Origin of the sequence: Pseudomonas sp. HMSC057H01 (assembly GCF_001836405.1) — a bacterium.
In the GTDB taxonomy this organism is placed as follows: domain Bacteria; phylum Pseudomonadota; class Gammaproteobacteria; order Pseudomonadales; family Pseudomonadaceae; genus Pseudomonas; species Pseudomonas aeruginosa.
In genome coordinates this window covers 115,274-139,779 of the sequence record NZ_KV828511.1, presented here as the reverse complement: position 1 = coordinate 139,779, position 24,506 = coordinate 115,274, and the positions used below count along the sequence as shown (strand labels likewise).

The 24,506-nt window shown below is 65.4% G+C and carries 22 protein-coding genes; 15 read left to right on the top strand and 7 right to left on the bottom strand.

What is annotated here, in order from left to right:
* Positions 1–508 precede the first annotated feature (508 nt).
* From HMPREF2581_RS23470 to HMPREF2581_RS23460, 3 genes are read left to right on the top strand one after another with little or no spacing between them, the layout of a single operon-like run.
* On the top strand, positions 509–1,066 hold the full coding sequence (locus HMPREF2581_RS23470; protein ID WP_031632551.1) for a hypothetical protein: 558 nt from the start codon (positions 509–511) through the stop codon (positions 1,064–1,066).
* Positions 1,063–2,202: a hypothetical protein gene (locus tag HMPREF2581_RS23465; RefSeq protein ID WP_003140326.1), complete on the top strand. Its 1,140-nt coding sequence runs from the start codon at positions 1,063–1,065 to the stop codon at positions 2,200–2,202. Before HMPREF2581_RS23470 ends, HMPREF2581_RS23465 begins: the two co-directional genes overlap by 4 nt.
* Positions 2,199–3,557 (top strand): hypothetical protein, encoded by a 1,359-nt coding sequence (locus HMPREF2581_RS23460; protein WP_003140325.1) that lies wholly within the window; start codon positions 2,199–2,201, stop codon positions 3,555–3,557. Before HMPREF2581_RS23465 ends, HMPREF2581_RS23460 begins: the two co-directional genes overlap by 4 nt.
* Before the next feature lie 366 nt (positions 3,558–3,923).
* Here the strand turns inward: HMPREF2581_RS23460 and fabF are convergent, their stop codons facing one another.
* Entirely contained in the window at positions 3,924–5,192 is a 1,269-nt protein-coding gene (gene fabF / locus HMPREF2581_RS23455) for a beta-ketoacyl-ACP synthase II (protein ID WP_003140323.1), read from the bottom strand.
* 108 nt (positions 5,193–5,300) lie between these two features.
* Here fabF and HMPREF2581_RS23450 point away from each other — a divergent pair, with 108 nt between their 5' ends.
* The 3 genes from HMPREF2581_RS23450 (at position 5,301) to HMPREF2581_RS23440 (ending at position 8,603) form a co-directional block, all read left to right on the top strand.
* Positions 5,301–5,807 (top strand): winged helix-turn-helix transcriptional regulator, encoded by a 507-nt coding sequence (locus HMPREF2581_RS23450; RefSeq protein ID WP_003140322.1) that lies wholly within the window; start codon positions 5,301–5,303, stop codon positions 5,805–5,807.
* 214 nt (positions 5,808–6,021) lie between these two features.
* On the top strand, positions 6,022–7,164 hold the full coding sequence (pdxB, locus tag HMPREF2581_RS23445) for a 4-phosphoerythronate dehydrogenase PdxB (RefSeq protein ID WP_003140321.1): 1,143 nt from the start codon (positions 6,022–6,024) through the stop codon (positions 7,162–7,164).
* Between the two features lie 368 nt (positions 7,165–7,532).
* The gene (locus HMPREF2581_RS23440) at positions 7,533–8,603 is read left to right on the top strand and encodes a hypothetical protein (RefSeq protein WP_031632548.1); all 1,071 of its coding nucleotides are present in this window, start codon (positions 7,533–7,535) and stop codon (positions 8,601–8,603) included.
* A gap of 683 nt (positions 8,604–9,286) precedes the next feature.
* Here the strand turns inward: HMPREF2581_RS23440 and aceK are convergent.
* Positions 9,287–11,020, bottom strand: coding sequence for a bifunctional isocitrate dehydrogenase kinase/phosphatase (gene aceK / locus HMPREF2581_RS23435; RefSeq protein WP_003140319.1), 1,734 nt, complete (start codon positions 11,018–11,020; stop codon positions 9,287–9,289).
* 135 nt (positions 11,021–11,155) lie between these two features.
* Between aceK and HMPREF2581_RS23430 the strand changes: the two genes are divergently transcribed.
* Together HMPREF2581_RS23430 and HMPREF2581_RS23425 are read left to right on the top strand one after the other, a co-directional pair.
* Positions 11,156–11,689: a GNAT family N-acetyltransferase gene (locus HMPREF2581_RS23430; protein ID WP_003082887.1), complete on the top strand. Its 534-nt coding sequence runs from the start codon at positions 11,156–11,158 to the stop codon at positions 11,687–11,689.
* Positions 11,690–11,831: 142 nt separating this feature from the next.
* Positions 11,832–12,194 carry a hypothetical protein gene (locus tag HMPREF2581_RS23425; protein WP_003082890.1) on the top strand — a complete coding sequence of 121 codons (363 nt, stop codon included), beginning with the start codon at positions 11,832–11,834 and terminating at the stop codon, positions 12,192–12,194.
* A gap of 89 nt (positions 12,195–12,283) precedes the next feature.
* On the opposite strand, the gene HMPREF2581_RS23420 is transcribed toward HMPREF2581_RS23425, so the two are convergent.
* A complete protein-coding gene (locus HMPREF2581_RS23420) occupies positions 12,284–13,117 on the bottom strand; it encodes an oxidoreductase (protein WP_003112398.1) in 834 nt (277 codons plus the stop codon).
* Between the two features lie 91 nt (positions 13,118–13,208).
* On the opposite strand from HMPREF2581_RS23420, the gene HMPREF2581_RS23415 reads away from it, so the two are divergent.
* From HMPREF2581_RS23415 to HMPREF2581_RS23405, 3 genes are all read left to right on the top strand, one after another.
* Positions 13,209–14,174, top strand: a complete 966-nt coding sequence (locus tag HMPREF2581_RS23415; RefSeq protein ID WP_003140318.1) for an AraC family transcriptional regulator — start codon at positions 13,209–13,211, stop codon at positions 14,172–14,174.
* Between the two features lie 343 nt (positions 14,175–14,517).
* Positions 14,518–14,772: a hypothetical protein gene (locus HMPREF2581_RS23410; RefSeq protein ID WP_003140317.1), complete on the top strand. Its 255-nt coding sequence runs from the start codon at positions 14,518–14,520 to the stop codon at positions 14,770–14,772.
* A 15-nt stretch (positions 14,773–14,787) separates the two neighbouring features.
* Positions 14,788–15,204: a hypothetical protein gene (locus HMPREF2581_RS23405; protein ID WP_003086969.1), complete on the top strand. Its 417-nt coding sequence runs from the start codon at positions 14,788–14,790 to the stop codon at positions 15,202–15,204.
* 26 nt (positions 15,205–15,230) lie between these two features.
* Here the strand turns inward: HMPREF2581_RS23405 and HMPREF2581_RS23400 are convergent, their stop codons facing one another.
* Positions 15,231–16,853: a two-component system sensor histidine kinase gene (locus tag HMPREF2581_RS23400; RefSeq protein WP_003140316.1), complete on the bottom strand. Its 1,623-nt coding sequence runs from the start codon at positions 16,851–16,853 to the stop codon at positions 15,231–15,233.
* Positions 16,854–16,998: 145 nt separating this feature from the next.
* Here HMPREF2581_RS23400 and HMPREF2581_RS23395 point away from each other — a divergent pair, with 145 nt between their 5' ends.
* Complete coding sequence (locus HMPREF2581_RS23395; RefSeq protein ID WP_003086978.1) at positions 16,999–17,631, top strand: response regulator; 633 nt, start codon at positions 16,999–17,001, stop codon at positions 17,629–17,631.
* Positions 17,632–17,711: 80 nt separating this feature from the next.
* Positions 17,712–18,053: a hypothetical protein gene (locus HMPREF2581_RS23390; protein ID WP_003086981.1), complete on the top strand. Its 342-nt coding sequence runs from the start codon at positions 17,712–17,714 to the stop codon at positions 18,051–18,053.
* A 15-nt stretch (positions 18,054–18,068) separates the two neighbouring features.
* Here HMPREF2581_RS23390 and HMPREF2581_RS23385 read toward each other — a convergent pair whose 3' ends face one another.
* Entirely contained in the window at positions 18,069–18,989 is a 921-nt protein-coding gene (locus HMPREF2581_RS23385) for a LysR family transcriptional regulator (RefSeq protein WP_003140315.1), read from the bottom strand.
* A gap of 204 nt (positions 18,990–19,193) precedes the next feature.
* Between HMPREF2581_RS23385 and HMPREF2581_RS23380 the strand changes: the two genes are divergently transcribed.
* The gene (locus tag HMPREF2581_RS23380; protein ID WP_003140313.1) at positions 19,194–22,481 is read left to right on the top strand and encodes an acetyl-CoA carboxylase family protein; all 3,288 of its coding nucleotides are present in this window, start codon (positions 19,194–19,196) and stop codon (positions 22,479–22,481) included.
* Positions 22,482–22,508: 27 nt separating this feature from the next.
* On the opposite strand, the gene HMPREF2581_RS23375 is transcribed toward HMPREF2581_RS23380, so the two are convergent.
* Positions 22,509–22,916, bottom strand: a complete 408-nt coding sequence (locus HMPREF2581_RS23375) for an ester cyclase (RefSeq protein ID WP_003140311.1) — start codon at positions 22,914–22,916, stop codon at positions 22,509–22,511.
* Positions 22,917–22,993: 77 nt separating this feature from the next.
* Entirely contained in the window at positions 22,994–23,659 is a 666-nt protein-coding gene (locus tag HMPREF2581_RS23370; protein WP_003140309.1) for an O-methyltransferase, read from the bottom strand.
* Between the two features lie 92 nt (positions 23,660–23,751).
* On the opposite strand from HMPREF2581_RS23370, the gene HMPREF2581_RS23365 reads away from it, so the two are divergent.
* Positions 23,752–24,384 (top strand): TetR/AcrR family transcriptional regulator, encoded by a 633-nt coding sequence (locus HMPREF2581_RS23365; RefSeq protein WP_003140307.1) that lies wholly within the window; start codon positions 23,752–23,754, stop codon positions 24,382–24,384.
* Positions 24,385–24,506: the final 122 nt, after the last annotated feature.

Below are 24,506 nucleotides of genomic sequence, written 5' to 3'. Positions count from 1 at the left end.
CGTCTAAACAAAGTGAAGGCAGATTGACACTACGAACACGGAGGTTCTCAAATGCATCGTGCACTTTCGTCCGTGGCGCTAGTTTGCGTAGCATTTTTCTACGCCTTTTCGGCTCAAGCGATGGTGCGTGTCGATCAGCGCTTCAATCAAGCATTTCAGCTTGATGAGTACAGCTGTCTCTCATTCCAGATCAACTTCCCTCAAAATCAGGGTATGCCGTATCGGGACCGGACGGGGCAGTGTTACATGCGCCTTCCGGCAGCGAATCCCATGGCGGAGGCCTACTTTGCTGCCTGGAGCGACCAGCTAGTTCTGCTGAATATAAATGCCCCCGGACCGCAGGTTATTGGTCTCTGCCAGCAACAGGCGGCGATGCCTGCTCCTCCCCAGCCCAGGATGCACAATCTTCAACCAAGCAACTATCAGGTAGTGGGGCACCGCAGGGAGCGGCTACATCATGCCTGCGCTTGCAACTAGGTAGCACTCGGCAGCGCTTGACCGTGAGTCGATGAACAAACCCACCTGGGAGAACGGCTTCATGCGAAACATAACCATGGTTGTTGCGGCGGCTTACTTCTGCAGTGGCTGCGCCGGCGTCACTGTGCATTCACTGGGATCATCATCCAGTGCGGACTCACAGGCACGCGGCTTCCGCTACTGGCAGACGGCCCCTTTCCTCTTTGTTCGATCAGATGGGCAGGGCGGGCTCTCGGGTGAAATCAAGTGGCTTCCCGACACGACACAGAAGATGTCCGCGCGGCCATTCGCCATCTTTTCAAGCAACGAATCGAAGTTGGATTTCACCAACGGCGTGCTGACAAGTGCAACGATCAAGGCCAATGAGACGGAAGTCGTCAATGCGTCGCTGACGGCCCTCAGCAAGGTATTCGTGGCTGCTGCAGATGGTTCTGCACACACACCTCCGGGCAGGCTGCCCCTTCCGCACGTCTACAAGATCGTCATCGAAGGGGGCAAGATCAGCCTGATCGGAGGTGCCGCAAAAAGCATGGATGGCATTACGGACGCTGTCATCCTTGCGACTCCCGAGAAAGGGGGGCAGCAATGAAACGGCACACAACCTTGGCCCGCTATTTCGGGTGTGCCCTGCTGACGCTCAGTGTCCAAGGATGCGTGACCTGGGTTGATGTGGAGAAATTCAAGCAACCTGCGCCTGACCCCAGGACTCCCAGCGAAGTGCCATCATCGAGCCAGAAGGGGTTTCGGTACTCGATGCCGGAGCCCTACCTGTTGGTCAAGCCCAAGGCCGATGGCACTGCAACCTACGAGTGGGTCTTCCTGCCTGACCGGAACAACGAGTACGTGGTAGCACCCAAGTCCCTCTTTGCCACCTACAAGATGACGGTCGCGACCGAGAACGGCTTTCTAACGTCCGCCAGCTTTGATGGCACGGCGAACGAGGTGGCGAGCAAGCTGGCTAGCGTCGTTGGCGACGTGAATGCAGCAAACAAGACATCGGAGTCGGCTGCCCAGAAGGCCATTGAGCAAGCAGCCCAGACCAAGGCAGCAGCGGATGAGACGGCTTTCAACACCAAGCTGGCGGCTGCGCAAAAGGCAGTGGCCGATGCGGAGGCTACACAAACAAGTGCCGAGGCCGAACTTAAGTTTTACGAGTCGGACGCTGGCAAGGGCGCAAAGGACGAGGTGAAGCTGGCGGCCCAGCTCGCGAAGCAGAAAGCGGACGCAACGCTCGCTTTGATGAACAAACGCCTCCAGGACTTGCTTGTCAGCAGCAGTGGCGCAAAGGACGCCGGCGCTGCCGAGCCAGGCATTAAGCACGCCATGGGGCCGGTACTGTTCAAGCTCGTGCAGACGGCGAACTCGGTCTCCCTAGTGCAGGTCGACATCCAGCGCACCTTCGAGACTTCCGGCACGCCGGCCAAGGAGACTTCACCACCCGCTGGAGCAGCGCCTACGCTCACCGCGAAGAATGTGAGCAATACCGCAGGAACAACGGTTGTCGACTTCTCGGCATCGGCCGCAATCGAGATCGTCAACGACGCTTTGCTAACTTTAAACAAGGGGAATGTCGCCTACGACAAGTCCAAGGTTGTCTACAAGAAGGGAGCCGGGGACAAACAGTACCAGGCCACCTTCAAGCCCACGCTGCCTGCGGGCAAATACACGCTGCTGGTCGTGTACGACAAGGACAAGTCGGCGCAGCTGGAGTTCACCGTCAAGTGATCTCCTACGGTCTAAGGCTTGGGGCCGTCAACGCGGGGTACGACGGGCTGGATCCTCTGGGCAACTACGTCGCCAAGCACATCGGGCGAGGGTCGGCAGGTGTCATCCGGTTGCTGCCTTCAGCACTATCCACAGTGCCGCAGGCTGTTGCGCAAGGGCAGCCCGTGACCCCGCTACGTCTGCATCAGGCGCTGGCACAGGTTCTTGGCAACACCACGCAGCTTCCGGTGCAGAACATCGGGCTGTTGTTCGCACATAGCTATCAGCCGGCCCCGCGCATTTTCGGACTCATGTTTGACCTGGGCTTCCGCACCCCCGAGGATCAGGCCGTCGACATGTTCACGCAGGTTCCGCGGCAAGGCTGCGTCGTATTCCTTGGGGCCATCGCGGCGGCCCGAGCCGGCGCTGAGTTTGATCGGCAAGTGGCGTTCACTAGCGTGCATGAGGTTGGCCACGTCTTCAACCTGATCCACCAGACCTCCCCGTTGACGTTCATGGCGAGCAGCAAGAAAGACGCCACCTATGGCGATGGCGCGTATTTTTTTGGCCCGAACCAAACGAACTGGCTGATGAGGTGCGCCACCGACGTGGATGTGATGCCAGGCGGATCGATCTTTCGCGACTTTGGATATCAAGACAAGAGGGCGGGAAGGGCTGCCGCCAGCGGCCAACTGGCCTTGGATGTGAGCACAAGCAGCGACGAGTTTTGGCCGATGGAGCCGATCATGCTTAACATCCGGCTGAGCGTTACCGGGACGTCAAAAGCAGTGGTCCCTGCGGAAGTCGATCCTGGGTACAAACGGTTCCGGGTCATGATTCGGGATCCTGACGGAAGCGTGCGACTGTATCGGTCGCCTTTGAGGTTTTGCTCGCAGGGAGCATCCATCGAGATATCTGCCGAAAGTCCATTCGTCCGAGATCTGCCGCTCTTCGGGCAAGCAGGCGGCTATACATTCAAGGCTGCCGGTCTTCATCAGGTGTGGGCAGAGTTGGACGTCACGGGCCGCAAGCTGCTTCGCTCCAACGTATGCGAGATCAACGTCCTCCCGGAGTTTCGTCGGCGGCCCAAGTGGGCTGAGATTGCCTCCCCCAGCAACGCGCGGACGCTGTTCTACCGAGCCGGTGGGATCGACGAGTTTTCATCGATCTTGCACTCTGCAAGATTGGCCCGACCGATGACTCGGGCCATGGCGCTGTATGTCTGCTCAAGGGCGGCGTTGTCGGCGGGCTGCATAGATCGGCGGCGGAATGAGTGGGCCCGCGAACATTTGCAGCGGTGCCTGGATCTGGCGGTACTTCCTCCCCATCAACAATCGCGAGCGGAACAGTCATTGGCACTGATATCTTCAGCCTGAAGGTATCGCCTAAGATGGGGACGCATCCGCTTTTCTTCTGGGCAATCCACTCAGCCGGTACTGCTCACTGCACCACAAGCACCCCTCTCCTGTGGCACTGGCAGCCCCCCTCCGATCCAGCCGGCAGGCTTCGTCGCCAATCTCCGCAATGGGTTGAATACGGTCATGCATAACAGACTGCTTCTGGCCGAAAGCGGTCATTGAACGCCCACTCCACAAGCAATTGCCCCACGAATCCAGATCGCGCCTAGACCATCACGACGCAGTTACAGCATAGGAAAAACCACACGCTCTGGGGCAATGCGACATGAGTGGCTTCCCCTCCGCCAGCGTGCTCAGGAACGACTGGCAGAGGGGTCGCCCACCCTACACCCAACGCCGGAACAACAGGCTGGCATTTACCCCGCCGAAGCCGAAGCCATTGGACAGCGCGTGTTCCATCGGCCAGCGCTGGGCTTCGCCGCGAACCAGGTCGAGGCCCTCGGCGTCGGTGTCGGGCGTTTCCAGGTTGAGCGTGGCGGGGGCGAGCTGGTCGCGCAGTGCCAGGACCGTGAAGATCGCCTCGATGCCGCCGGCGGCGCCCAGGAGGTGGCCGGTGGCAGATTTGGTCGCGCTGATGGCGAGCCCGCTGCCGGTGCCGAACACGGCCTTGATGGCGGCCAGTTCGCCCTTGTCGCCTACCTGGGTGGAGGTGGCGTGGGCATTCAGGTGCTGCACCGCGGCCGCTTCCACGCCGGCCTGGCGCAGCGCCTGCTGCATGGCCCGGCGGGCACCGCTGCCATCTTCCGGCCCGGCGGTCATGTGGTAGGCGTCGGCGCTGGTGCCGTAGCCCACCAGCTCGGCGATGGGCCTGGCGCCGCGCGCCAGGGCGTGCTCCAGTTCCTCGATGACCAGTAGGCCGGCGCCTTCGCCCATGACGAAGCCGTCGCGGGCCTGGTCGAAGGGGCGCGAGGCGCGTTCGGGGCTGTCGTTGAAATCGCTGGACAGGGCGCGCGCGGCGGCGAAGCCGGCCAGGCTGACCCGGTGGACGGTCGCTTCCGCGCCGCCGCAGAGCGCCACGTCGACCTCTCCCGCGCGGATCATCCGCGCCGCGTCGCCGATGGCTTGCACGCCCGCCGCGCAGGCGGTCACCGGGGCGCCCAGCGGTCCCTTGAAGCCATGGCGGATCGACACATGGGCGGCCGCCATGTTGCAGAGAAAGGACGGGATGGTGAAGGGCGACAGGCGTCGCGGTCCCTTGCCGTCTGTGGTCCGCACCGCTTCGGCGATGGCATGGAAGCCGCCCACCCCGGAGGCGATGACGGTCGCCGTGCGCTCCTGCGCCTCGGCGCTCTGCGGCGCCCAGCCGGCCTGGGCCAGGGCCTCTTGCGCGGCGGCCAGGGCGAAGAGGATGAAGCGGTCCATCTTGCGTTGTTCCTTGGCGGCCAGCAGCAGGTCGGGATCGAAGCCGGCCTGCGGGTCCTGGACACGGTCGGGGACCTGGCCGCCGATGCTGATGGGCAGGTCGCCGATCAGCTCCGCCGGGAGCGTGGCGATGCCCGATTGCCCGGCCAGCAGGCGTTGCCATATGGGTTCGACTCCGCAGCCCAGCGGGCTGACCGCGCCCATGCCGGTGACGACGATACGTTTGCTCATGAGGGTCCGAGTCCTTCTGTTCCGATGGAATAGCAGTCAGTGGACGTAACTATCATCATGAAAGTAACATGCGGACCAGCACTTTGTGAGCCTCGCCAAGGAAGAACCATGCAACGCAAGACCTTCGCCGATGCCGAATGCCCCATCGCCCGCAGCCTGGAACGGGTCGGCGAATGGTGGAGCATCCTGATCATGCGCGATGCGCTACAGGGCCTGCGCCGCTTCGACGAATTTTCCCGCAGCCTGGATATCGCGCCGAACATGCTCACCCGGCGCCTGAACGCGCTGGTGGAGGCGGGCCTGCTCGAACGCCAGCCCTACAGCCAGCGCCCGCTGCGCTATCAGTACGTGCCCACGGCCAAGGGCGAGGATTTTCGCGTCGTGCTCATGGCTTTCGTCGCCTGGGGCAATCGCCACTACGCAGAGGAAGGGCAGAGGGTGCAGCTCGTCGAGCGAACAAGCGGGCGGCCGGTGCGCTCGTTCATGGCGGCTCTCGCCGATGGCCGAACGGTACCGCTGGAGCAATGCACCGTGCAGGCCGGGCCTGCCGCCAGCGAGGAAATGCGCCAGCGCCTGGCGGCCATGCCGGAGCGGAGCGAGCTACCGGCTCGATGAACGGGCTCCCTGGCGTCCGCCGCCTGGTCGAGGAGGCGGACGAGGCGTTCGCGGTTCTGTTCCTTGTAGCTGGCCATCGTTCGCGGTCGTGGTTGGGAGAAACGCGATCGTCGAGGCTTGCGCATGGCGCTGGCAGGTCCGCCTCGCGAGCCGTTCGCCAACACCGCGAGCCCTCGGCCTGCTAGAGTGTGCAGCCTCGTTCGCGGAGGTCTGCATGCGTATTCTCGCCGATGAAAACATTCCCGTGGTCGACGCCTTCTTCGCCGACCAGGGCTCCATTCGCCGCTTGCCCGGGCGCGCCATCGACCGCGCGGCGCTGGCCGAGGTCGACGTGCTGCTGGTGCGCTCGGTCACCGAGGTCAGCCGCGCCGCGCTGGCCGGCTCGCCGGTGCGCTTCGTCGGCACCTGCACCATCGGCACCGACCACCTCGACCTCGACTACTTCGCCGAGGCTGGCATCGCCTGGTCCAGCGCGCCCGGCTGCAACGCCCGTGGGGTGGTGGACTACGTGCTCGGCTGCCTGCTGGCGATGGCCGAGGTGCGCGGCGCCGACCTGGCCGAACGCACCTATGGGGTGGTCGGCGCTGGGCAGGTCGGTGGGCGGCTGGTGGAGGTGCTGCGCGGGCTGGGCTGGAAAGTGCTGGTCTGCGATCCGCCGCGCCAGGCACGCGAGCCGGACGGCGAATTCGTCTCGCTGGAACGGCTGCTGGCCGAGGCCGACGTGATCAGCCTGCACACTCCGCTGAACCGCGACGGCGAACACCCGACCCGCCACCTGCTGGATGAACCCCGCCTGGCCGCCCTGCGTCCCGGCACTTGGCTGGTCAACGCCAGCCGTGGCGCGGTGGTCGACAACCAGGCCCTGCGCCGCCTGCTCGAAGGCGGCGCCGACCTGGAAGTGGCGCTGGACGTCTGGGAAGGCGAACCGCAGGCCGACCCCGAACTGGCCGCGCACTGCCTGATCGCCACCCCGCACATCGCCGGCTACAGCCTGGAAGGCAAGCTGCGCGGCACCGCGCAGATCTACCAGGCCTACTGCGCCTGGCGCGGCATCGCCGAACGTGTGAGCCTGCAAGACGTGCTGCCGGAAACCTGGCTCGCCGGCCTGCAACTCAACCCCGGCTGCGACCCGGCCTGGGCGCTGGCCACGCTGTGCCGCGCGGTATACGACCCGCGCAGCGACGATGCCGCCTTCCGCCGCAGCCTGACCGGCGACAGCGCCACCCGCCGCGCCGCCTTCGACGCCCTGCGCAAACACTACCCGCCGCGCCGCGAGATCACCGGCCTGCGCGTCGCCACCGGTGGGCGGGTGGAGTTGCAGCGGGTGGTGCGGGCGCTGGGGGCGCAGTTGGTCTAGGGGCGTGCGGCTGGTTCGATTCCTGCCTCTGCACGAGAAGTCAACAAGACTGGCTGCTGCTTGGGCTCGGTGTATGTTCGCAACCATCACCGTAGATCAAGATCAGCCTTTCTTTTCTGAATCAATCAATTAGCGCTTACGTTAAGTGCTATTCAAATTCGTCCCCTTTTTCCCGCAAGTATAGGTCGACAGTTTTCGTCGACCACGGCTAAGATCGGTGTCTCACTTTTCAAGGACGATCATCCGCGATGTACCGTACGATTGATGTTCATGTCGATGAGTCCAGTTGGCCTGGCGTCGGCAAGACTCCAAGTTTTCCACCTGCTTTCACAGCAGGTACCAATAATTTCAATCTGAATATCAACGCGATGTTATTGATGATCGGTTACTTGACAACACCGACATCTGTCACTGGCGTTTCGCTTGCAGAGTTCTGGGCGTGGGTTAGGTATCTGGCAGCGATCACCCCCCATGATGCGGATCTGCGTTTGACAAGAAGTTATGCAGATCTTGATGCGCATCAGAAAACCATTCTGAGCGATGACTTCGGAATGGGAGTGCCGATCGTCTGGCTCATTAAACATTTGCCATTGGTTGAAATTGTTGATGGCCGCTATTTTTTGCAACGCTATGGTGCGAGACATGGCGCACACCAGCATCGCACGGCAAAGCGAGGACCAAATAAGACGCCTGACTTCGTGGCGCGAGACCGCGATGGCAACTGGCACATTTTAGAATGTAAGGGCACCCAATCTGGCGAGGCTTTCAGGAATCGTCAAATCAATTCGGGCGTATCCCAGAAACTCTCAATCATATTTCCGTCTGGACATACAGGCCAACGGTTGGTCTCAGGTCTTAGTATAGGCATTGAAGATGGCAATTCAAGTCACCTGAGGATCATTGATCCAGTACCCGACGATCCCGTAACAATTGCTGAAAGTGAACTGGAGTTTGCTCAAGATGCAGCAACCCGTGGCGTAATGGCTAAACTGCTTCGGTCGACAGGTTTCGAAATTTCGGCAGAGGCTGTAGCTGCACCGTTCGGCAAACCACAAGCTATGCCTCCCTCGAAAAGAAAGGCGGATAAGAAACGCGTCGAGTACATAGCAGATCGAGACCGTCGTGCACGAGAAGAGCTGTTGGAAAGCACCTCAAGAGATCATCTTTTCAACGGTCGCTATCGCGGTCGTGAGGTTACTTTCCAGTTGCCGAGGCCAATCTACATTCGTGACGTGGCGATTTCAAAAGTTACTGTAAGACAAGGTATCAACCTGGATGCACTAGACCTGCTCCGTGAGCAACCTACCATCGATGCGCTGGTTGACCCATCCCGCAACAATTGGATCGACATGATGGGCACAAACATCATCAGCGATGACGAGCAAGCCGCGACGTTGCAGATCGGGGATATTTTCCGGTCCGAGATGATTCTTGAATGATGGCCTGATAGCTCGCTATAGTTCATTTTAGATAGTTCTGGTTGCGCGATGCCGTAAAGTTTTATCTTGCGATACAGAGTGGAGTGCGAAATCGGCTATCGCGCTTATTATTCCAGCAGGGGATGGCTTCCCATGGCTTCCCATGGTTTTCACATACGATTCCAGTTGTTGGGGTGGTGCCGGGTTTGTAGGTATGTCCTCCGGCAGGCAGTTCGCTCCGATCAGGGTGTCTGATGTGCTGATATATATTAAAAAGGTTGGCGGCTATTTCAAAATCCGCGTCAGATAATTTTTATCGCTTGGGCATGGCGGAATGTTTGCCGAGAGGCTATAACCATATTGAAAATCAGGCCTGCCGGAGGCGTCGACGGCGTTTCAAAGGTTTCACACCACGTAGTCGAGGTAAACAAAGATGCCAGGAATGTACGCATCTTATGTTGAGTGTAGGCTATTTGCTTTCGGTTTGTAACGGAAAGTTACTGCTTCCGCTGTGCCCCTTCAGAACTCGTCAGAGTAAACTCTATTTTTGTAGGATATCAATGAATTCACAATTCGACGCCATGGAAGGCCAACTCTAGCTGAGGTTTTTTAGATACTTTATGAGGTAAAGCTAAAATCCACCAAATTCCAGCCCCGCGAAAACAGGCATATGACGGCCAACAACCGTCCGTCTGTCTCCGCACCTACCCGAGCAACTGTTCAGGCGTCTCCTGCCGCCGATAGGGAAACACGTCGATCACCTTGCCCTCGCGGATCTGCTCCTGCAGGCCCTGCCAGTATTTGGCGTCGTAGAGGTTGCCGTGCAGCTTGGCGAATAGCCGGCGCTGGTTGAGGTCGACGAACAGGAAGCGCGGGAATTCTTCCGGGAACACGTCGTTGGGCCCCACCGAATACCAGGGCTCGGACGACATCTCGTCCTCGGGGAAGCGCGGCTCGGGGATGTAGCGGAAGTTCACCTCGGTGAGGTAGCAGATCTCGTCGTAGTCGTAGAACACCACCCGGCCATGGCGAGTCACGCCGAAGTTCTTCAGCAGCATGTCGCCGGGGAAGATGTTCGCTGCCGCCAGTTGCTTGATCGCCAGCCCGTAGTCGTTCAGCGCCTCGCGGGTCTGCGCCTCGCTGGCGTTCTCCAGGTAGATGTTCAGCGGGGTCATGCGCCGCTCCGTCCAGCAGTGGCGGATCAGCACCACGTCGCCTTCCATCACCACCGTCGACGGCGCCACTTCCAGCAGTTCTGCCAGGCACTCCGGCTCGAACTTGCTCACCGGGAAGCGGAAGTCGGCGAACTGCTGGGTGTCGGCCAGGCGTCCGACCCGGTCGTGGTTCTTCACCAACTGGTACTTCTGGATCACCGTGGCGTGGTCGACGCTCTTCGAAGGGTTGAAGCGGTCCTTGATGATCTTGAACACCGTGTTGAAGCCGGGCAGGGTGAACACGCTCATCACCATGCCGCGCACGCCGGGGGCCATGACGAAGCGGTCGTCGGTGGTCGCCAGGTGGTTGATCAGGGCGCGGTAGAACTCGCTCTTGCCCTGCTTGTAGAAGCCGATCGAGGTGTACAGCTCGGCCAGGTGCTTGCCCGGCAGCAGGCGCTTGAGGAAGGCCACCAGCTCGGCCGGCACCGGCACGTCGACCATGAAGTAGGAGCGGGTGAAGGAGAAGATGATCGAGACTTCCGCCTCGTCGGTGATCACCGTGTCGAACTGGATGCCGTGGCCCTCGCGGTGCAGCAGCGGGAACACCAGCGGCCACTGCTCGTCCGGGGTGAACAGGCGACCCACCAGGTAGGCGCCCTTGTTGCGATAGAACACCGAGCCGATCAGCTCGATGGCCAGGTCCGGGTCCTTGCACACCCAGTCCGGCAGGTTGCTGTGCAGCAGTGCGTCGATCCGTTCGAGGTCGCGCTCGCGGTCGTCGTAGGGCACGTCGAAGCGGTAGTCGTCGAAGATCTTCTCCAGCGCCTGGCGCAGGTCGCCGCCCGGCCGGTAGGTGCGGGTGTAGGGCGCGCGGGCGTGGGCGCGCAGCGAGGGCCGGGTGGTGTGCACGAACATCGTGCCGTCGCTGATGTTGTCGTGGCTGAACAACCCGCAGAAGATCGAGTTGAACCAGGTCTCGGCCAGCTCGTCGTCCAGCCGCAGGTCGATCTGCGCGATGTAGGCGCTCTTGATGATCGGCCAGCGCTCCACGTCCAGCAGCTCGCTGTCGGCCAGCCCCACGCGCAGCCCGGCCACCGTCTCGGCGACCTTTTCCTCGTAGAGGTTGATCCGCTGCGTAGAGGCGCGCTGCGCTTCCTGCCACTGCGCCTGCTCGAAGCGGGCACGGGCGCCGTCGGTGATCTCGCGGAACTGCTCTCGGTAATCGTCGAAACCGCGCAGGATGAGGGCGGCGATTTCGCTGGCTGGGGCGCTCTGGACCATGCTGGCGTCCTTTCGTTGTTCGAAGGTCGAGCTTAGCCAGAGCCGCGCGGCAGGGAAAGCGCGATCTCCGACCGGCTGGTCGAGCCCGGCGCAGACGCTTATGCTGGGTGGCCAGACAGCCCAGGGATGACCGCAATGACCGCCGAATCGCCGACGATCCGCCTCGAACGCTACAGCGAACGCCACGTGGAAGGCCTCACCGCCCTGTACAACGACCCCGCCGTGGCCCGCCAGGTCCTGCAGATGCCCTACCAGTCGGTGGAGCAGCGCCGCAAGCGCCTGCACGACAGCGCGGACGACGACCGCCTGCTGATCCTCGTCGCCCTGCACCAGGGGGACGTCATCGGCAGCGCCAGCCTCGAACAGCACCCGCGCATCCGCCGCAGCCACAGCGGCAGCATCGGCATGGGTGTCGCCGTCGCCTGGCAGGGCAAGGGAGTCGGCAGCCGCCTGCTCGGCGAACTGCTGGACATCGCCGACAACTGGATGAACCTGCGCCGCGTCGAACTCACCGTCTACACCGACAACGCCCCGGCGCTGGCGCTGTATCGCAAGTTCGGCTTCGAGACCGAAGGGGAGATGCGTGACTATGCGGTGCGGGATGGGCGCTTCGTGGACGTGTACAGCATGGCGCGCTTGAGGAGGGTCGAGGGGCGGGTGGGGGAGTGAGGAGCGGGCGCGACGAGAGGCTGCGGACCGGCGCGACCTCCTGGCTCGCCGGGCTTCCGTTCCACGACAGGTTCGTCCTGGGCTTCGGGCATACGGTGACAGTGGACAAGCAGCGCGGCTGTTATCTGGGAGGCGAGGGCGCGTGACGAAGGATCCTGCGACGGACAGCGGCCTGAACGTGCGCCTGGTCGCCGCGTTCGCCGGCTGGAAAGGCATTCCCTGGCTATGCTGGGCCCACAGCGACCTGTCCCCGCGGCTGGTCCTGCATGCGGACCGTGTCGAGTTCCGCGTCATCCGCACGCGCTCGAAGCCGTATTCCAGCATTTCCCGGGTGGACTATCGGAAATGGCACTACACCGAGAACATCGTGCTGGAGTTCACCGACTCGCTGACGACCTTCATCGGCAATACGATGAATCCCGCCACGGCACGGCAGGCGATTCGGTACTTGCAGGAAAAGGGCTGTCCGTTGTCGGAGCGGGCCAGCAACCTGGCCATGGCGTAGGGCGGATAACCGCAGTGCGGTTATCCGCCGGTTCGGCGCGGTATCGGCGGATAATGCCGTGGAATTATCCGTCTACGACTTTCCAAATCTCATCCATCCGTCGACCGCGTGACCTCTTCCCACGCCGCGATTTCCTCCTCCAGCGCCTTCAGCTTCTGCCGCACCAGCCCCAGTGCATCGCTGCCCAGCAGCAGGTGCGCCGGCGGGTTTTCCGCGTCGATGGCCTGGAGCATGGCGCGCGCGGCCTTGCGCGGGTCGCCCGGTTGCTTGCCGCTCTTTTCCTGGCGCGCCTGGCGGACCGGGTCGAAGAGCGCGTCGTAGTCGGCGATGGTGCGCGGGCTGCGGACCATCGAGCGGCCCGCCCAGTCGGTGCGGAAGGAGCCGGGGGCCACGGCGGTGACGGCGATGCCGAGGCCGGCCACCTCCTTGCCCAAGGCTTCGGAAACCCCTTCCAGGGCGAACTTGCTGCCGCAGTAGTAGGCGATGCCGGGCATGGTGATGTAGCCGCCCATGGAAGTGATGTTGAGGATATGACCGCGGCGGCGCCGACGCATGTAGGGCAGCACGGCCTGGATCATCGCGACCGCGCCGAACAGGTTGACCTCGAACTGCCGGCGCATCTCGGCCAGCGGCGACTCCTCGAGGATGCCTTCATGACCATAGCCGGCACTGTTCACCAGCACGTCCAGCGGACCGATGTCGCGCTCGATGGCTGCGACCGTCGGCTCGATGGCGGCGAGGTCGGTGACATCCAGCAGCCGGCCGAAGGCCTGGCCCGGCGCCACGGCTTCCAGTGCGCTCCTGGCCTCCTCGCTGCGCACCGTGCCCACCACGCGGTGACCGGCATCCAGGGCCTCGCGGGCCAGGGCCTGGCCGAAGCCGCTGCTGGCGCCGGTGATCAACAGGGTCTTGCGAAACGACATGGTGTGACTCCGTTATGGGGGAATGAGTGCACAATACGCAGAAATGTCCCTATCTCAGAGACCGGAATCTCTCGTTTCATTGCCTGATTCTATGAGCGCATCACCGCCTGATTCAGAAGCCATCCGCTCCGCCGACCGACAGCGCATGGTCGCGTTGCTTGAAAACCTGGCGCCCCAGGAGGGCTACAACCTCACCGGGCTCGACAGCGTCCGCCTGCTGCGTTCGGATCGTCCGCTGGCGCGGACGCCGGTGCTCTACGATCCGGGGATCGTCATCGTTTGCCAGGGGCGAAAGCGCGGCTATTTCGGCGAGCAGATCTACCTGTACGACGAGCAGCACTACCTGGCCGTGGCGGTGCCGGTGCCGTTCACCATGGAGACCGATGCCACGCCAGAGCGACCGCTGCTGGCGATCTACCTGCACCTGGATTTCCCGCTGGCGGCCGGGCTGGCGGTGGAGATCGACCGTCAGCGCGCGCTTGCGCAGGTCGAAGCGCCACGCAGTCTGATGTCCAGCCCTATGGACGCGCCGCTGCGGGCATCGGTGTTGCGCTTCCTGGAGGCGCTGGGCGATCCGCTGGAGACAGCGATCCTCGCGCCTGCGCTACTGCGCGAGCTGTACTTCCGCGTGCTCACCGGCCCTCAGGGCGGCGCCATGCGCGCGGCACTGGCCATGCGCGGGCGCTTCGGCAACATTGCCCGGGCGCTGCGCCGCATCCACGCGCAATACGCCGAGCCGCTCGAGCTGGCGCAACTGGCGGGCGAGGCGGGGATGAGCGTGCCGTCGTTCCACAGCCACTTCAAGGCGATCACCCAGACCTCGCCGATGCAGTACCTGAAGTGCACACGCCTGCATCAGGCGCGTCTGCTGATGGTGCGCCAGGGCATGAGCGCCCAGGCCGCCTGCCATGCGGTCGGCTACGCCAGCGCTTCGCAGTTCAACCGCGAGTTCAAGCGTCTGTTCGGCCGCTCGCCGCTGGCAGAAGCCCGGCGCCTGCGCGCGGGGTTCTCGCTGCCGCCGGCGCAGGGGGGAGAGGAGTACGTGTCGTCGCATTAGTGGGGAGCGGACGCTGAGGTGGGCCCTTGCCATAGAAAATCGGCCTAGTGGCGCCCGGATGGGTTCGGACGAGGAAAAAGGAACGGATCCAACCGGTCATGCAACACTTTTCAGTTCCACTACAGGCAGATTGAGCTCGGACGACACGACCCCGTCGCGTTGCAAGGCCCGCCACAAGCTTCAACAGGGGCTGCTTTGAAGTGGCTGCGTGGTCAAGGGCCCGAACCGAAAATAGTACCTCTGTGCTATTCGAGCTTCTTCGCCGCGACGCTATAGTCCCGCCCTTGATCCCCGCGTTTCGCGGAAACCGGTTGTGCAGGACGCACGCGACTTGGAAGGAACCATGACTCGGCAATCCGTACTCGCCACCGGCCCGGAGGCCAGCGATTGGTGGTGCTTCGGCAGCGGCGACGAGCCGGCGCGCGAGTCGTTCTCTGCCGGTGGGCGTTCGCTGGCGGCGTCGAGAAAGCCTGCCGCCGCACCGCGCGGAATGGCCGTGGGCGAGCAGGCGAACCGCGCGCAAGCGTCCGGGCAGGACGCCGCGCCGGGCCTGCGAGCCTTCGACCTGCTGCCTGGCAACCCGCCGAAGAACCCCTAGACACGGAGTCAACCCATGCGCCGGATATTCATCGCGCCGTTACTGGCGTCGCTTTCCCTGGGCGGCTGCATCCAGATGGACACGCTGCCCGAGGTCTACGCCCGCAGCCAGTGGAAGGGCCGTTCCGCCGAGGAAGCGATAGCCTTCTTCGGTACGCCGCAGAACATGGAGCGCACCGCCGACGGCTCGCAGGTGGTGATGCAGTGGTACACCGACACCAGCTATTCCCGCTATGAAGTGGTGGGCTCCAGCTCGGAGATGCAGGGCAACGTGATGGTGAACACCAACTACTGGGATACCGTCAACCACCCCAATCGCTGCATCATTTCCGTCACCGTCGACAAGAGCAAGCGGATCACCCAGTTCGAGGCCGACGACGGCGAGTTGCTGCTGTCCCACGGCTGCGCCGGCATGAAGTACGGCCCGCCGTAGGCCTGCGCTCCTCGACCTGCCTTGCCTCAGGAAGCGTGGCTGGCGGCCTCCGGGCGCTCGCGCAGGGCGCGCAGGGTGGCGCGCAATTCCGTGGGGCGCACGGGCTTGGAGAGCAGGGCGATGTCGGTGTCTTCGACGCTGGCCTGGATACGCTCGATGTCGTGGCCGCTGATCACCAGCGCCGGTATCGCCTCTCCGCGTTGCCGCCGTACCCGCTCGATGCACTCGACGCCGGAGGCGTGGGGGCCGAGGTCGTAGTCGACGACGAGTATGTCGCAATCGGTTCGCCAGCCGTCCGCCTCGGTTTCCGCCTGGACCGTGCAGCCCCAGCGTTCGAGCAACGCCGAGGTGGCGCGCAGGACGTTGCGATCATCTTCCACCAGGCACACCCGCAAGCCGGTGAGCAGGCCGGCCTGCAGGGGATCGTCGCGGCGGGGCAGGGCTTGCGCGGCGACTGCCGGCAGGCCGTGCAGGGTCACCGCGGTGCCGCGTCCGACCCGCGAGCGCAGCGTCACCTCGATCCCGGTCAACTGCCCCAGGCGGCGGACGATGGACAGCCCCAGGCCGATTCCCTCGACGTCGCGGTCGCGCGTCTCGCGTACCCGGTAGAACTCCTCGAACACCCGCGGCAGGTGTTCCTCCGCGATCCCCCGGCCCTGGTCGTAGATGGCTACGGCCAGGCCGTCGCCTCGCCGCCGCACGCCGATCAGCAGCGGGCGCTCGGCGGCGTACTTGAGGCTATTGGAGAGCAGGTTCTGCAGCATGGTCGACAGCAGCCCCGGATCGGTTCGCGTCCACAGGCGGCAAGGGCGCAGGCGCAACTCCACCCCGGCCCAGCGCGCCGCCTCGGCGTTGCGCCGGACCAGGTCGCGCAGCAACTCGCCCAGGTGGACGTTCTCCTGCTTGGGCTGGAGCCGGCCGTTGTCGAGGGTGTAGAGATCGAGGATGGAGCGGAACAGTTGCGAGACGTTGAGCAGCGAGCGGTCGATGTTGTCCACCAGGCGCCGTTCCTCGTCGCCCAGGCGGGCGTCGCGCAGGCAGGCGGTGAACAGGCCGATGGAGTGGATCGGCTGGCGCAGGTCGTGGCTGGCCTGGGCCAGCAGGCGCGATTTCTCCTGGTTCGCCTGCAACGCTTCCTCGGTGGCCTTGCGCGTGCGCTCCAGCAGGAGGTGCGCGTAGAAGGGAATGACGGTGCTGGTGGTCATCAGCATCAGCACCATGAACGGCTGAGCCTGCCAGGCCGGGGTCAGGCGATAGATGACCAGTAGCGCGAGCAGCGCCAGGGCGGTGGCGATGGCCAGGTAGCGCGAGCCGTAGCGCATGCCGTTGCCCAGGTTGATCCAGACCATCACCGCGTACAGCGGCAGCGCCGCCTCGCCGCCCACGATCAGGCCGAACGAGGTGCCGGCGTAGTCGTGCAGCATGCAGAAGATCCGCCGCGCCGGGTAGTGCCCCGGCCAGCGCACGATGGCCTGGCGCAGCAGTATGGAGGCGATCAGGAACAGGCCGTAGTAGGCAACGATCGGCAGGTAGGTCTCGACCTTCAGGCCGGGCAGCAGGCCGATCAGCACCACGTAGAGAATCGCGCAGGTGGCCACGATCAGTCGCAGGTTGGCCTGGTCCAGCTCGGTATTCTTCTCGAACTTCATGTGCACCTCCGTGTGCATGGGAGCGCCGCGCGCCTTTTCCTCTGTTTCGCCCCCTTCGTCACGAAGACGGACGAAGGGTGGGCGCGGCGGTAGCGGGCTAAGGTAGCATGCGCGGCGGAAACTGCGACTCCTGGAGACTACAAGAATGACTGGCCGCATCATCGTCGCCGATGATCATCCGCTGTTTCGCGAGGGCATGCTGAGTATCCTCCAGCGCCTGCTGCCCGAGGCCAGGATCGAGGAGGCCGGCGATCTCGCCGGGGTCCTGCGCCTGGCTGGCGAAGGCGAGCAGCCCGATTCGCTGATCCTCGACCTGCGTTTCCCCGGCCTGACCCGCATCGAGATGCTCGCCGACTTGCGCCGCCGGTTCCCGCGCACCACCCTGATCGTCGTCTCGATGGTCGACGACCCGCAGCTCATCGGCGAAGTGATGAATGCAGGGGCCGACGGCTTCCTCGGCAAGAGCATCGCGCCCGAGGAACTCGGCCAGGCGATTCTGGCCATCCGCGCCGGGGAAGTGCTGGTGCGCTACGAACCCTCCGGTCTCCTGCCGCTGCAGCCCAGCCCGCGCCTGGAGGGGCTCACCGAGCGCCAGCTGGATGTCCTGCGCCTGCTGGCCCAGGGCAAGAGCAACAAGGAGATCGGCCGCGCCCTGGACATCTCCCACTACACGGTGCGCATCCATGTGTCGTCGCTGCTGCGGGCGCTGGACGTGCCGTCGCGGACCGCGGCGGCGGTGAAGTATCGGGCGCTGCTGGGGCAGGGGGATGCGGAGTAGCACCATGGGCACGCCGCGGGTGCGCCGAGGCGCCGGGGCTGTTTTAATGGCGCACTCTCCATGGCCAAGGAAACGGACACATGCGTAGCCCGCTTGCCACGATCGCCTGCGCCTGCCTGCTGCTCGGCGGCTGCTCCAAGTCCGCCGAGGACAGCGCCAACCCGTTGCTGGGCAAGGATGCCGAGTGCCTCGAACTGTTCGCCCGCAGCAATGCGCTGTACTGCGACATCCGCGAGGACGAACGCGAATCCCAGGCGAAGGGTACGCCGCGCCGGCACACCGACTACGAGGTAGCCGATGCCGCCTACCTGCTCAAGGCCACCGGGGAGCGCTGCGCGATCGATACGACCTATGTCACGGAGTGTTCGGCGAAGGCCGGGCAGTGGCTGCAGAAGGCCCGCGCCAAGGCGGCGAAGCCCTAGTCGCAGCGCCCGCGCTCAGCGCAGGCGCGTCGCCAACTCCGCCAGTTCGCCGCGCAGCCAGAGGCTGCCGGCTTCGTCGTCGGCCTGGCGCGACCAGTAGAGATTCAGAGTCACCGCTGGCAGGGCCAGCGGCATCGGCAGCAGGCGGTTGCCCAGGCCGCGGTTGATCAGTTCGGCGTAGCCTCGGGTCAGGGTCAGCAGGTAGCTGCCCTGGGCCACCAGCAACGCCGCCGACAGGTAGTGCTGGCAGCGCTGGCGCACCTGGCGGGTCAGGCCGAGGTGGCCGAGGGCCAGGTCTTCGATGCAGATGCCGCGTCGCCGCGAGGTCACCGCGACATGGTCCGCCGCCAGGTACTCCTCCGCACTCAGGTCGCCGGCGAAGCCCGGCCCGGCCATCACGCACAGGCTGTCGTCGAGCAGGTGCTGGCGGCGCAGGGCGGCGTCGGTGGGCCGGGCGATCTCGATGGCGAGGTCGATGCGTCCGGCGCCCAGTTCCGCCTTCAGGTCCGCCCAGTGCAGGCTGTTGCAGCGTATCTCGATGCGCGGCGCGGCCTGGCGCAGGTGGTCGAGGATCGCCGGGAGCACCAGCGGCTCCAGTTGCTCCGGCATGTTCAACTGGAAGGTCCGCGCGTCGCGCCGAGGGTCGAATGTCTGGCAGCGATTCATGCTGCGGTGCAGGCCGGCGAGGGCGTCATGGATGCCCGGCGCCAGTCGATCGGCCAGCGGCGTCGGCGCAACCCCGCGCCCCTGGCGAACGAACAGCGGGTCGCCGAGCTGGTCGCGCAGGCGCGCCAGGGCGTGGCTGACGGCCGACTGGCTGAGATGCAGGAGGCCCGCCGCGCGGGTCAGGTTGCGTTCTCGATAGACCACTTCGAAGACCCGGAACAGGTTCAGATCGAAACGGCTGAGGGGCGACCATTCATGTGGCTGATTCATGTTTGCGCGCGCCTGTCTGGGGAAGGCGCCAGCCTAGCAGGCATGCTCGCCGATAGAACCATGCATAGGCTTCATGGATGGCGATGAATAAGCCTCAGTTCTGCCGCTTCCTTCGGCTGCCTAAGATGCCTGCGACTATGACCAACGCGCCGCCGGGCCAGCTCCTTTCGCCGGCCGCCTGACCCGCTCCCCGGAGAACCTGCCGTGACCGCTCCCTTCAACGCCTTGCTGATCGCCAACCGCGGCGAGATCGCCATTCGCATCGCTCGCGCCTGCGCCGACCTGGGTATCCGCTCGGTGGCGGTGTTCGCCGAGGACGATGCCGCTTCCCTGCACGTGCGCAAGGCCGATGTCGCGCTGCCGCTGGCCGGCCGTGGCGTGGCGGCCTATCTCGACATGGATCGGCTGGTCGCGCTGGCCTTGGAGCAGGGCTGCGAGGCGATCCATCCGGGCTACGGTTTCCTCGCCGAGAACGGCGAATTCGCCCGGCGCTGCCAGCGCGCGGGCATCCACTTCGTCGGGCCGCAAGCGGAAGTGCTCGACCTGTTCGGCGACAAGGCTGCCGCGCGTGCCCTGGCCGAGCGCCTGGAGGTGCCGCTGGTGGCCGGGGTCAACCGCGCGGTCAGCGTCGAAGAGGCCGAAGCGTTCCTGGAAGGGCTGGGCGATGGCGCCGCGGTGATGCTCAAGGCTCTTGCCGGCGGCGGCGGACGTGGCATGCGCGCAGTGGAGGAGGTCGCGCAACTGGCCGATGCCTACCGCCGCTGCCGTGCCGAGGCGCAGGCGGCGTTCGGCCGGGACGAGTTATACGTCGAGCAACGGGTGGCGCGGGCGCGGCACATCGAGGTACAGGTGCTCGGTGACGGCAGCGGTGCGGTCAGCCACCTCTGGGAGCGCGATTGCAGCCTGCAACGGCGCCAGCAGAAGCTGCTGGAGATCGCGCCCAGCCCGGACCTGCCGGAGGCCACCCGCGAGGCGCTGATCGATTGCGCCCTGCGCATGGCCGGCGCGGTGCGCTATCGGGGGATCGGTACCTTCGAGTTCCTGGTCGACGAGGAGCGCCCCGGGCACTTCTATTTCATGGAAGCCAATCCGCGTATCCAGGTGGAGCACACCGTCACCGAGGAAGTCACCGGGGTTGACCTGCTGCACGCCCAGTTGCGTCTCGCCGCCGGTATGGAGCTTGCCGCCCTCGGCCTGGAGCGACCGCCGGCGATCGGCGGCTGCGCGGTGCAACTGCGGATCAACCTGGAGACCCTGGCGGCCGACGGCAGCGCCCGTCCGGCGGTGGGCACTATCGGCGCCTACGAACCGCCCAGCGGTCCCGGCCTGCGGGTGGACGGCTACGGCTATGCCGGCTATCGGGTCAGCCCCAGCTACGATTCGCTGCTGGCCAAGCTGGTCGTGCGCGGTGCGGATTATCCCGCCGCGTTGCGCCGGGCCTACCGGGCGCTCTGCGAATTCCGCCTGGAGGGCGTGGCGAGCAACCTGGATCTGCTGCGCAACCTTCTGCTGCATCCGGCGGTACAGGCCAACCGGGTCGACACCCGCTTCGTCGAAAGCCACCTGGAGACACTGCTGGCGCCTATCCCGGCGAGCCATCCGCGGCTCCGCGCCGAGTGCCCGCTCGCCAAGGACGCCGCGCCTGCGCGGGTCGAGGCGCCACTCGGCAGCCTGCCGCTGCCTGCGCCGAGCAGCGGGGTGCTGGTGGCCCTGGAAGTGTCCGAGGGCGAGCGGGTGCGTGCCGGCCAGCGGGTCGCGATCCTGGAAGCGATGAAGATGGAATTCGAGGTCAAGGCACCCGGCGGCGGTATCGTCCGGCGGCTCGCGGCGAGCCTCGGGGAGCCTCTGGAGGAGGGCGCGACGCTGCTGTTCCTCGAACCGACGGAGGATGACGACGAGCAGGCACCGACCGAACAGGCGCTGGACCTGGCGCATATCCGCGCCGATCTCGCCGAGGTACTCGAGCGCCAGGCAGCGCTGGGCGACGAGCGTCGTCCGCAGGCGCTGGCCAGGCGGCGCAAGACCGGACAGCGTACCGCGCGGGAGAACGTGCTCGACCTGCTGGACGAGGGCAGCTTCAGCGAATATGGCGGTTTCGCCCTGGCCGCCCAGCGTCGCCGGCGCTCCGCCGAGGAGTTGTTGGAGCTGAGCCCCGCCGATGGCCTGGTCGCCGGCACCGGTACGGTGGGGGCCGCCAGCTTCGGCGCGCAGGCCGCGCGTTGCCTGGTGCTGGCCTACGACTACACGGTGTTCGCCGGCACCCAGGGGGTGATGAACCACAAGAAGACCGACCGCCTGCTCGGCCTGGCCGAACAGTGGCGCTTGCCGCTGGTGCTGTTCGCCGAGGGTGGCGGCGGGCGCCCGGGCGATACCGATTTCGTCGGCGTCGCCGGCCTCGATTGCCATACCTTCGTCGGCATGGCCCGGCTCTCCGGGCTGGTGCCGCTGGTGGGAGTGGTCTCCGGTCGCTGCTTCGCCGGCAATGCCGCGTTGCTGGGCTGCTGCGATGTGATCATCGCCACCCGCGACGCCACCATCGGCATGGCCGGCCCGGCGATGATCGAGGGCGGCGGCCTGGGCCGTTTCGCCGCCGAGGAGGTCGGTCCGACGGGCGTGCAGGGGCCCAACGGAGTGATCGACGTACTGGTGGCGGACGAGGCCGAAGCGGTCGCGGTGGCCAGGCGCTACCTCGGCTATTTCCAGGGCCCGCTGGCCGACTGGAGTTGCGCCGACCAGCGCGAGTTGCGCCACCTGGTGCCGGAGAACCGCCTGCGTGCCTATGACATCCGCCAGGCGATCGAGGTCCTGGCCGACCGGGGCAGCGTGCTGGAACTGCGGCGCCAGTTCGCTCCCGGCCTGGTCACCGCGCTGCTGCGGATCGAGGGCCGGGCGTTCGGCCTGATCGCCAACAACCCTGGCCATCTCGGCGGCGCCATCGATGCCGCGGCCGGCGACAAGGCCGCGCGCTTCATGCAGTTGTGCGACGCCTTCGACATCCCGATCGTCTCGCTCTGCGACACCCCTGGCTTCATGGTTGGCCCGGAGGCGGAAAAACAGGCCACGGTGCGCCACGTCTCGCGGATGTTCGTCAGCGCCGCCAGCCTGACGGTGCCGTTCTTCACCGTGGTCCTGCGCAAGGGCTACGGACTGGGAGCCCAGGCCATGGCGGCGGGCAGCTTCCATTCGCCGCTGTTCACCGTCGCCTGGCCCAGCGGCGAGTTCGGCGCCATGGGCCTGGAAGGCGCGGTGCGGCTGGGCTTCGCCAAGGAGCTGGCGGCCGAGAAAGACCCCCAGCGGCGCGAGGCGCTGTTCCGCGGCATGGTGGACAAGGCCTACCGCAATGGCAAGGCGCTGAACATGGCCAGCTACCTGGAGATCGACGCGGTGATCGACCCGGCGGAGACCCGCGCCTGGCTCCTGCGCGGCCTGGCGGTCGCCGGAGAACCGGCGCCGAGGACGGGGCGCAAGCGGCCGTTCGTGGATACCTGGTAGATGGTCGGCCCGCAGTGCCCTGGCGCCTCAGGACGACGGCGACGCCACCTGTACCTGCGCGGCGACCGCCGCCTTGTCGATCACCGACCAGACGCCGGCGATGCGCTCGTCTTCGAATTCGTAGAAGACGTTCTCGGCGAAGCGTACCCGCTGGCCGTTGACCGGGATGCCGAACAGCCGGCCGCCGGGTGTGCAGTCGAAGTGCAGGCGGCAGGCGACGCCCGGCGGATCGACGAGCAGGCGTTCGATCTCGAAGCGCAGGTCGGGGATTGCCAGGAAGTCGCCTTCGAGCATCCGCAGGTAGCCGTCGAGTCCGATCTGCACGTCGTTGTAGCGCACCCGGTCATGGACGAAGTCGCCCAGGCGCGCCCAGTCCTGGCGGTTCAGGCAGTCGATGTAGGCGCGGTAGCGCTCGGCGAGTCGGTCACGGGTCATGCGGGTCTCCTTCGAGCTGTCCGGGCGGCATGAGCCAGACCCTAGCAAACCCGCGAGACGCCGTCAGTCGCTAGGCTTCAGCCCAGGCGCATGGACAGCTCGACATCCTCGGCGAAGGGCGTCGACAGGTAGCCGTTGGCCGGCGAGCGGACATGGGCCAGGTACTCGGGACTATGCTCGGCGTTGTCGGCGATCACCAGCGCGCCGGGGCGCAGGCGGCTTTCCAGCAGGGCAAGGACCTCCGGGTAGAGCGCCTTGGCGCCGTCCAGCAGGACCAGGTCGATGCTGTCCGGCAGGTCCTTGGCGAGGGTTTGCAGGGCATCGCCCTCGCGCAGTTCCACCAGGTCGAGCAGCCCCCCGGCGGCCAGGTTGTGCCGTGCCCGCTCGGCCTTGGAGGGTTCGAACTCGCTGCCGATCAGGCGGCCGCCGCCGTTGTCCCGCAGCGCCGCGGCGAGGTGCAGGGTGGACAGGCCGAAGGACGTGCCGAACTCGACGATGCTGCGCGCCGAGCTGCTGCGCGCCAGCATGTAGAGCAGGCAGCCGGTTTCGCGGGAGACGGGCAGGGCCAGGTCCTTCAGGCGACCGTAGAGCTCGCGGTATTCGGTCTTGCTGCCCATGAGGCGCTTCAGCTCGGCCTCCGAGAGGTCGGCGAGGGCGGGACTGTCGCCCGGTGCGCTGGCCTCGGCTTCGGCGAACAGGCGTTGCAGGAGATCGGCGAGCGGGGCGTTGGTGAGGGTATTCATGGATGGCTCCGGGAATGTTTGAGCGCGTAAGTGCGTGGACCTAGAATGCGACGGATTCATCGCATTCCGCCATTCGCATTCCGGAGCCTTCCATGAGCGACAAGCGAAACCCGCGTATTTCCTCGCGCAAGCAGCCGCAGCAGGCCCGTTCCAGCGAACTGGTGGCGAGCATCCTGGAGGCGGCTGTTCAGGTTCTGGCCAGCGAAGGTGCGCAACGTTTTACCACCGCGCGGGTGGCGGAGCGCGCCGGGGTGAGCATCGGTTCGCTGTACCAGTATTTCCCGAACAAGGCGGCGATCCTCTTCCGCCTGCAAAGCGACGAGTGGCGGCGCACCACGCGTCTGCTCGGCGAGATCCTCGAGGATACCGCCCGGCCGCCGCTGGAGCGCTTGCGCCGGCTGGTGCTGGCATTCGTGCGCTCGGAGTGCGAAGAGGCGGCGATACGCGTGGCGCTGAGCGACGCGGCGCCGCTGTATCGCGACGCCGACGAGGCGCGGGAGGTGAAGGCGGAGGGCGCGCGGGTGTTCCAGGCGTTTCTCCGGGAGGCCTTGCCGGAGGTCGCCGAGGTCGAGCGCGGCCTGGCCGGCGAATTGCTCACCACCACCCTCGGCGCGGTCGGCAAGCAGTTCTCCGAACAGCCACGCAGCGAGGCGGAGATCGAGCGTTACGCCGAGGCCCTGGCCGATATGCTCTGCGCCTATCTCGCCGCCCTTGGCGAGCGCTGAGGTGCCGTGTGGCCGGAGCAAAACCGTCGCTTGGTCCAGCGGCCCCAGGTACGCGGCTGGCGCGTGCGTAGGCTTGGCGGAGCAGGCGTGTATCGGCGGAAGCGACCGGCGTCTGCCGGTCG

Coding starts and splice junctions, on each gene's coding strand:
- HMPREF2581_RS23390 (WP_003086981.1), top strand. CDS start 17,712: ATGCGTAGCCCGCTTGCCACGATCGCCTGCGCCTGCCTGCTGCTCGGC.
- HMPREF2581_RS23385 (WP_003140315.1), bottom strand. CDS start 18,989: ATGAATCAGCCACATGAATGGTCGCCCCTCAGCCGTTTCGATCTGAAC.
- HMPREF2581_RS23370 (WP_003140309.1), bottom strand. CDS start 23,659: ATGAATACCCTCACCAACGCCCCGCTCGCCGATCTCCTGCAACGCCTG.
- HMPREF2581_RS23470 (WP_031632551.1), top strand. CDS start 509: ATGAACAAACCCACCTGGGAGAACGGCTTCATGCGAAACATAACCATG.
- HMPREF2581_RS23440 (WP_031632548.1), top strand. CDS start 7,533: ATGTTATTGATGATCGGTTACTTGACAACACCGACATCTGTCACTGGC.
- HMPREF2581_RS23405 (WP_003086969.1), top strand. CDS start 14,788: ATGCGCCGGATATTCATCGCGCCGTTACTGGCGTCGCTTTCCCTGGGC.
- HMPREF2581_RS23410 (WP_003140317.1), top strand. CDS start 14,518: ATGACTCGGCAATCCGTACTCGCCACCGGCCCGGAGGCCAGCGATTGG.
- HMPREF2581_RS23400 (WP_003140316.1), bottom strand. CDS start 16,853: ATGAAGTTCGAGAAGAATACCGAGCTGGACCAGGCCAACCTGCGACTG.
- HMPREF2581_RS23430 (WP_003082887.1), top strand. CDS start 11,156: ATGACCGCCGAATCGCCGACGATCCGCCTCGAACGCTACAGCGAACGC.
- HMPREF2581_RS23415 (WP_003140318.1), top strand. CDS start 13,209: ATGAGCGCATCACCGCCTGATTCAGAAGCCATCCGCTCCGCCGACCGA.
- aceK (WP_003140319.1), bottom strand. CDS start 11,020: ATGGTCCAGAGCGCCCCAGCCAGCGAAATCGCCGCCCTCATCCTGCGC.
- HMPREF2581_RS23395 (WP_003086978.1), top strand. CDS start 16,999: ATGACTGGCCGCATCATCGTCGCCGATGATCATCCGCTGTTTCGCGAG.
- fabF (WP_003140323.1), bottom strand. CDS start 5,192: ATGAGCAAACGTATCGTCGTCACCGGCATGGGCGCGGTCAGCCCGCTG.
- HMPREF2581_RS23450 (WP_003140322.1), top strand. CDS start 5,301: ATGCAACGCAAGACCTTCGCCGATGCCGAATGCCCCATCGCCCGCAGC.
- HMPREF2581_RS23365 (WP_003140307.1), top strand. CDS start 23,752: ATGAGCGACAAGCGAAACCCGCGTATTTCCTCGCGCAAGCAGCCGCAG.
- HMPREF2581_RS23375 (WP_003140311.1), bottom strand. CDS start 22,916: ATGACCCGTGACCGACTCGCCGAGCGCTACCGCGCCTACATCGACTGC.
- pdxB (WP_003140321.1), top strand. CDS start 6,022: ATGCGTATTCTCGCCGATGAAAACATTCCCGTGGTCGACGCCTTCTTC.
- HMPREF2581_RS23465 (WP_003140326.1), top strand. CDS start 1,063: ATGAAACGGCACACAACCTTGGCCCGCTATTTCGGGTGTGCCCTGCTG.
- HMPREF2581_RS23420 (WP_003112398.1), bottom strand. CDS start 13,117: ATGTCGTTTCGCAAGACCCTGTTGATCACCGGCGCCAGCAGCGGCTTC.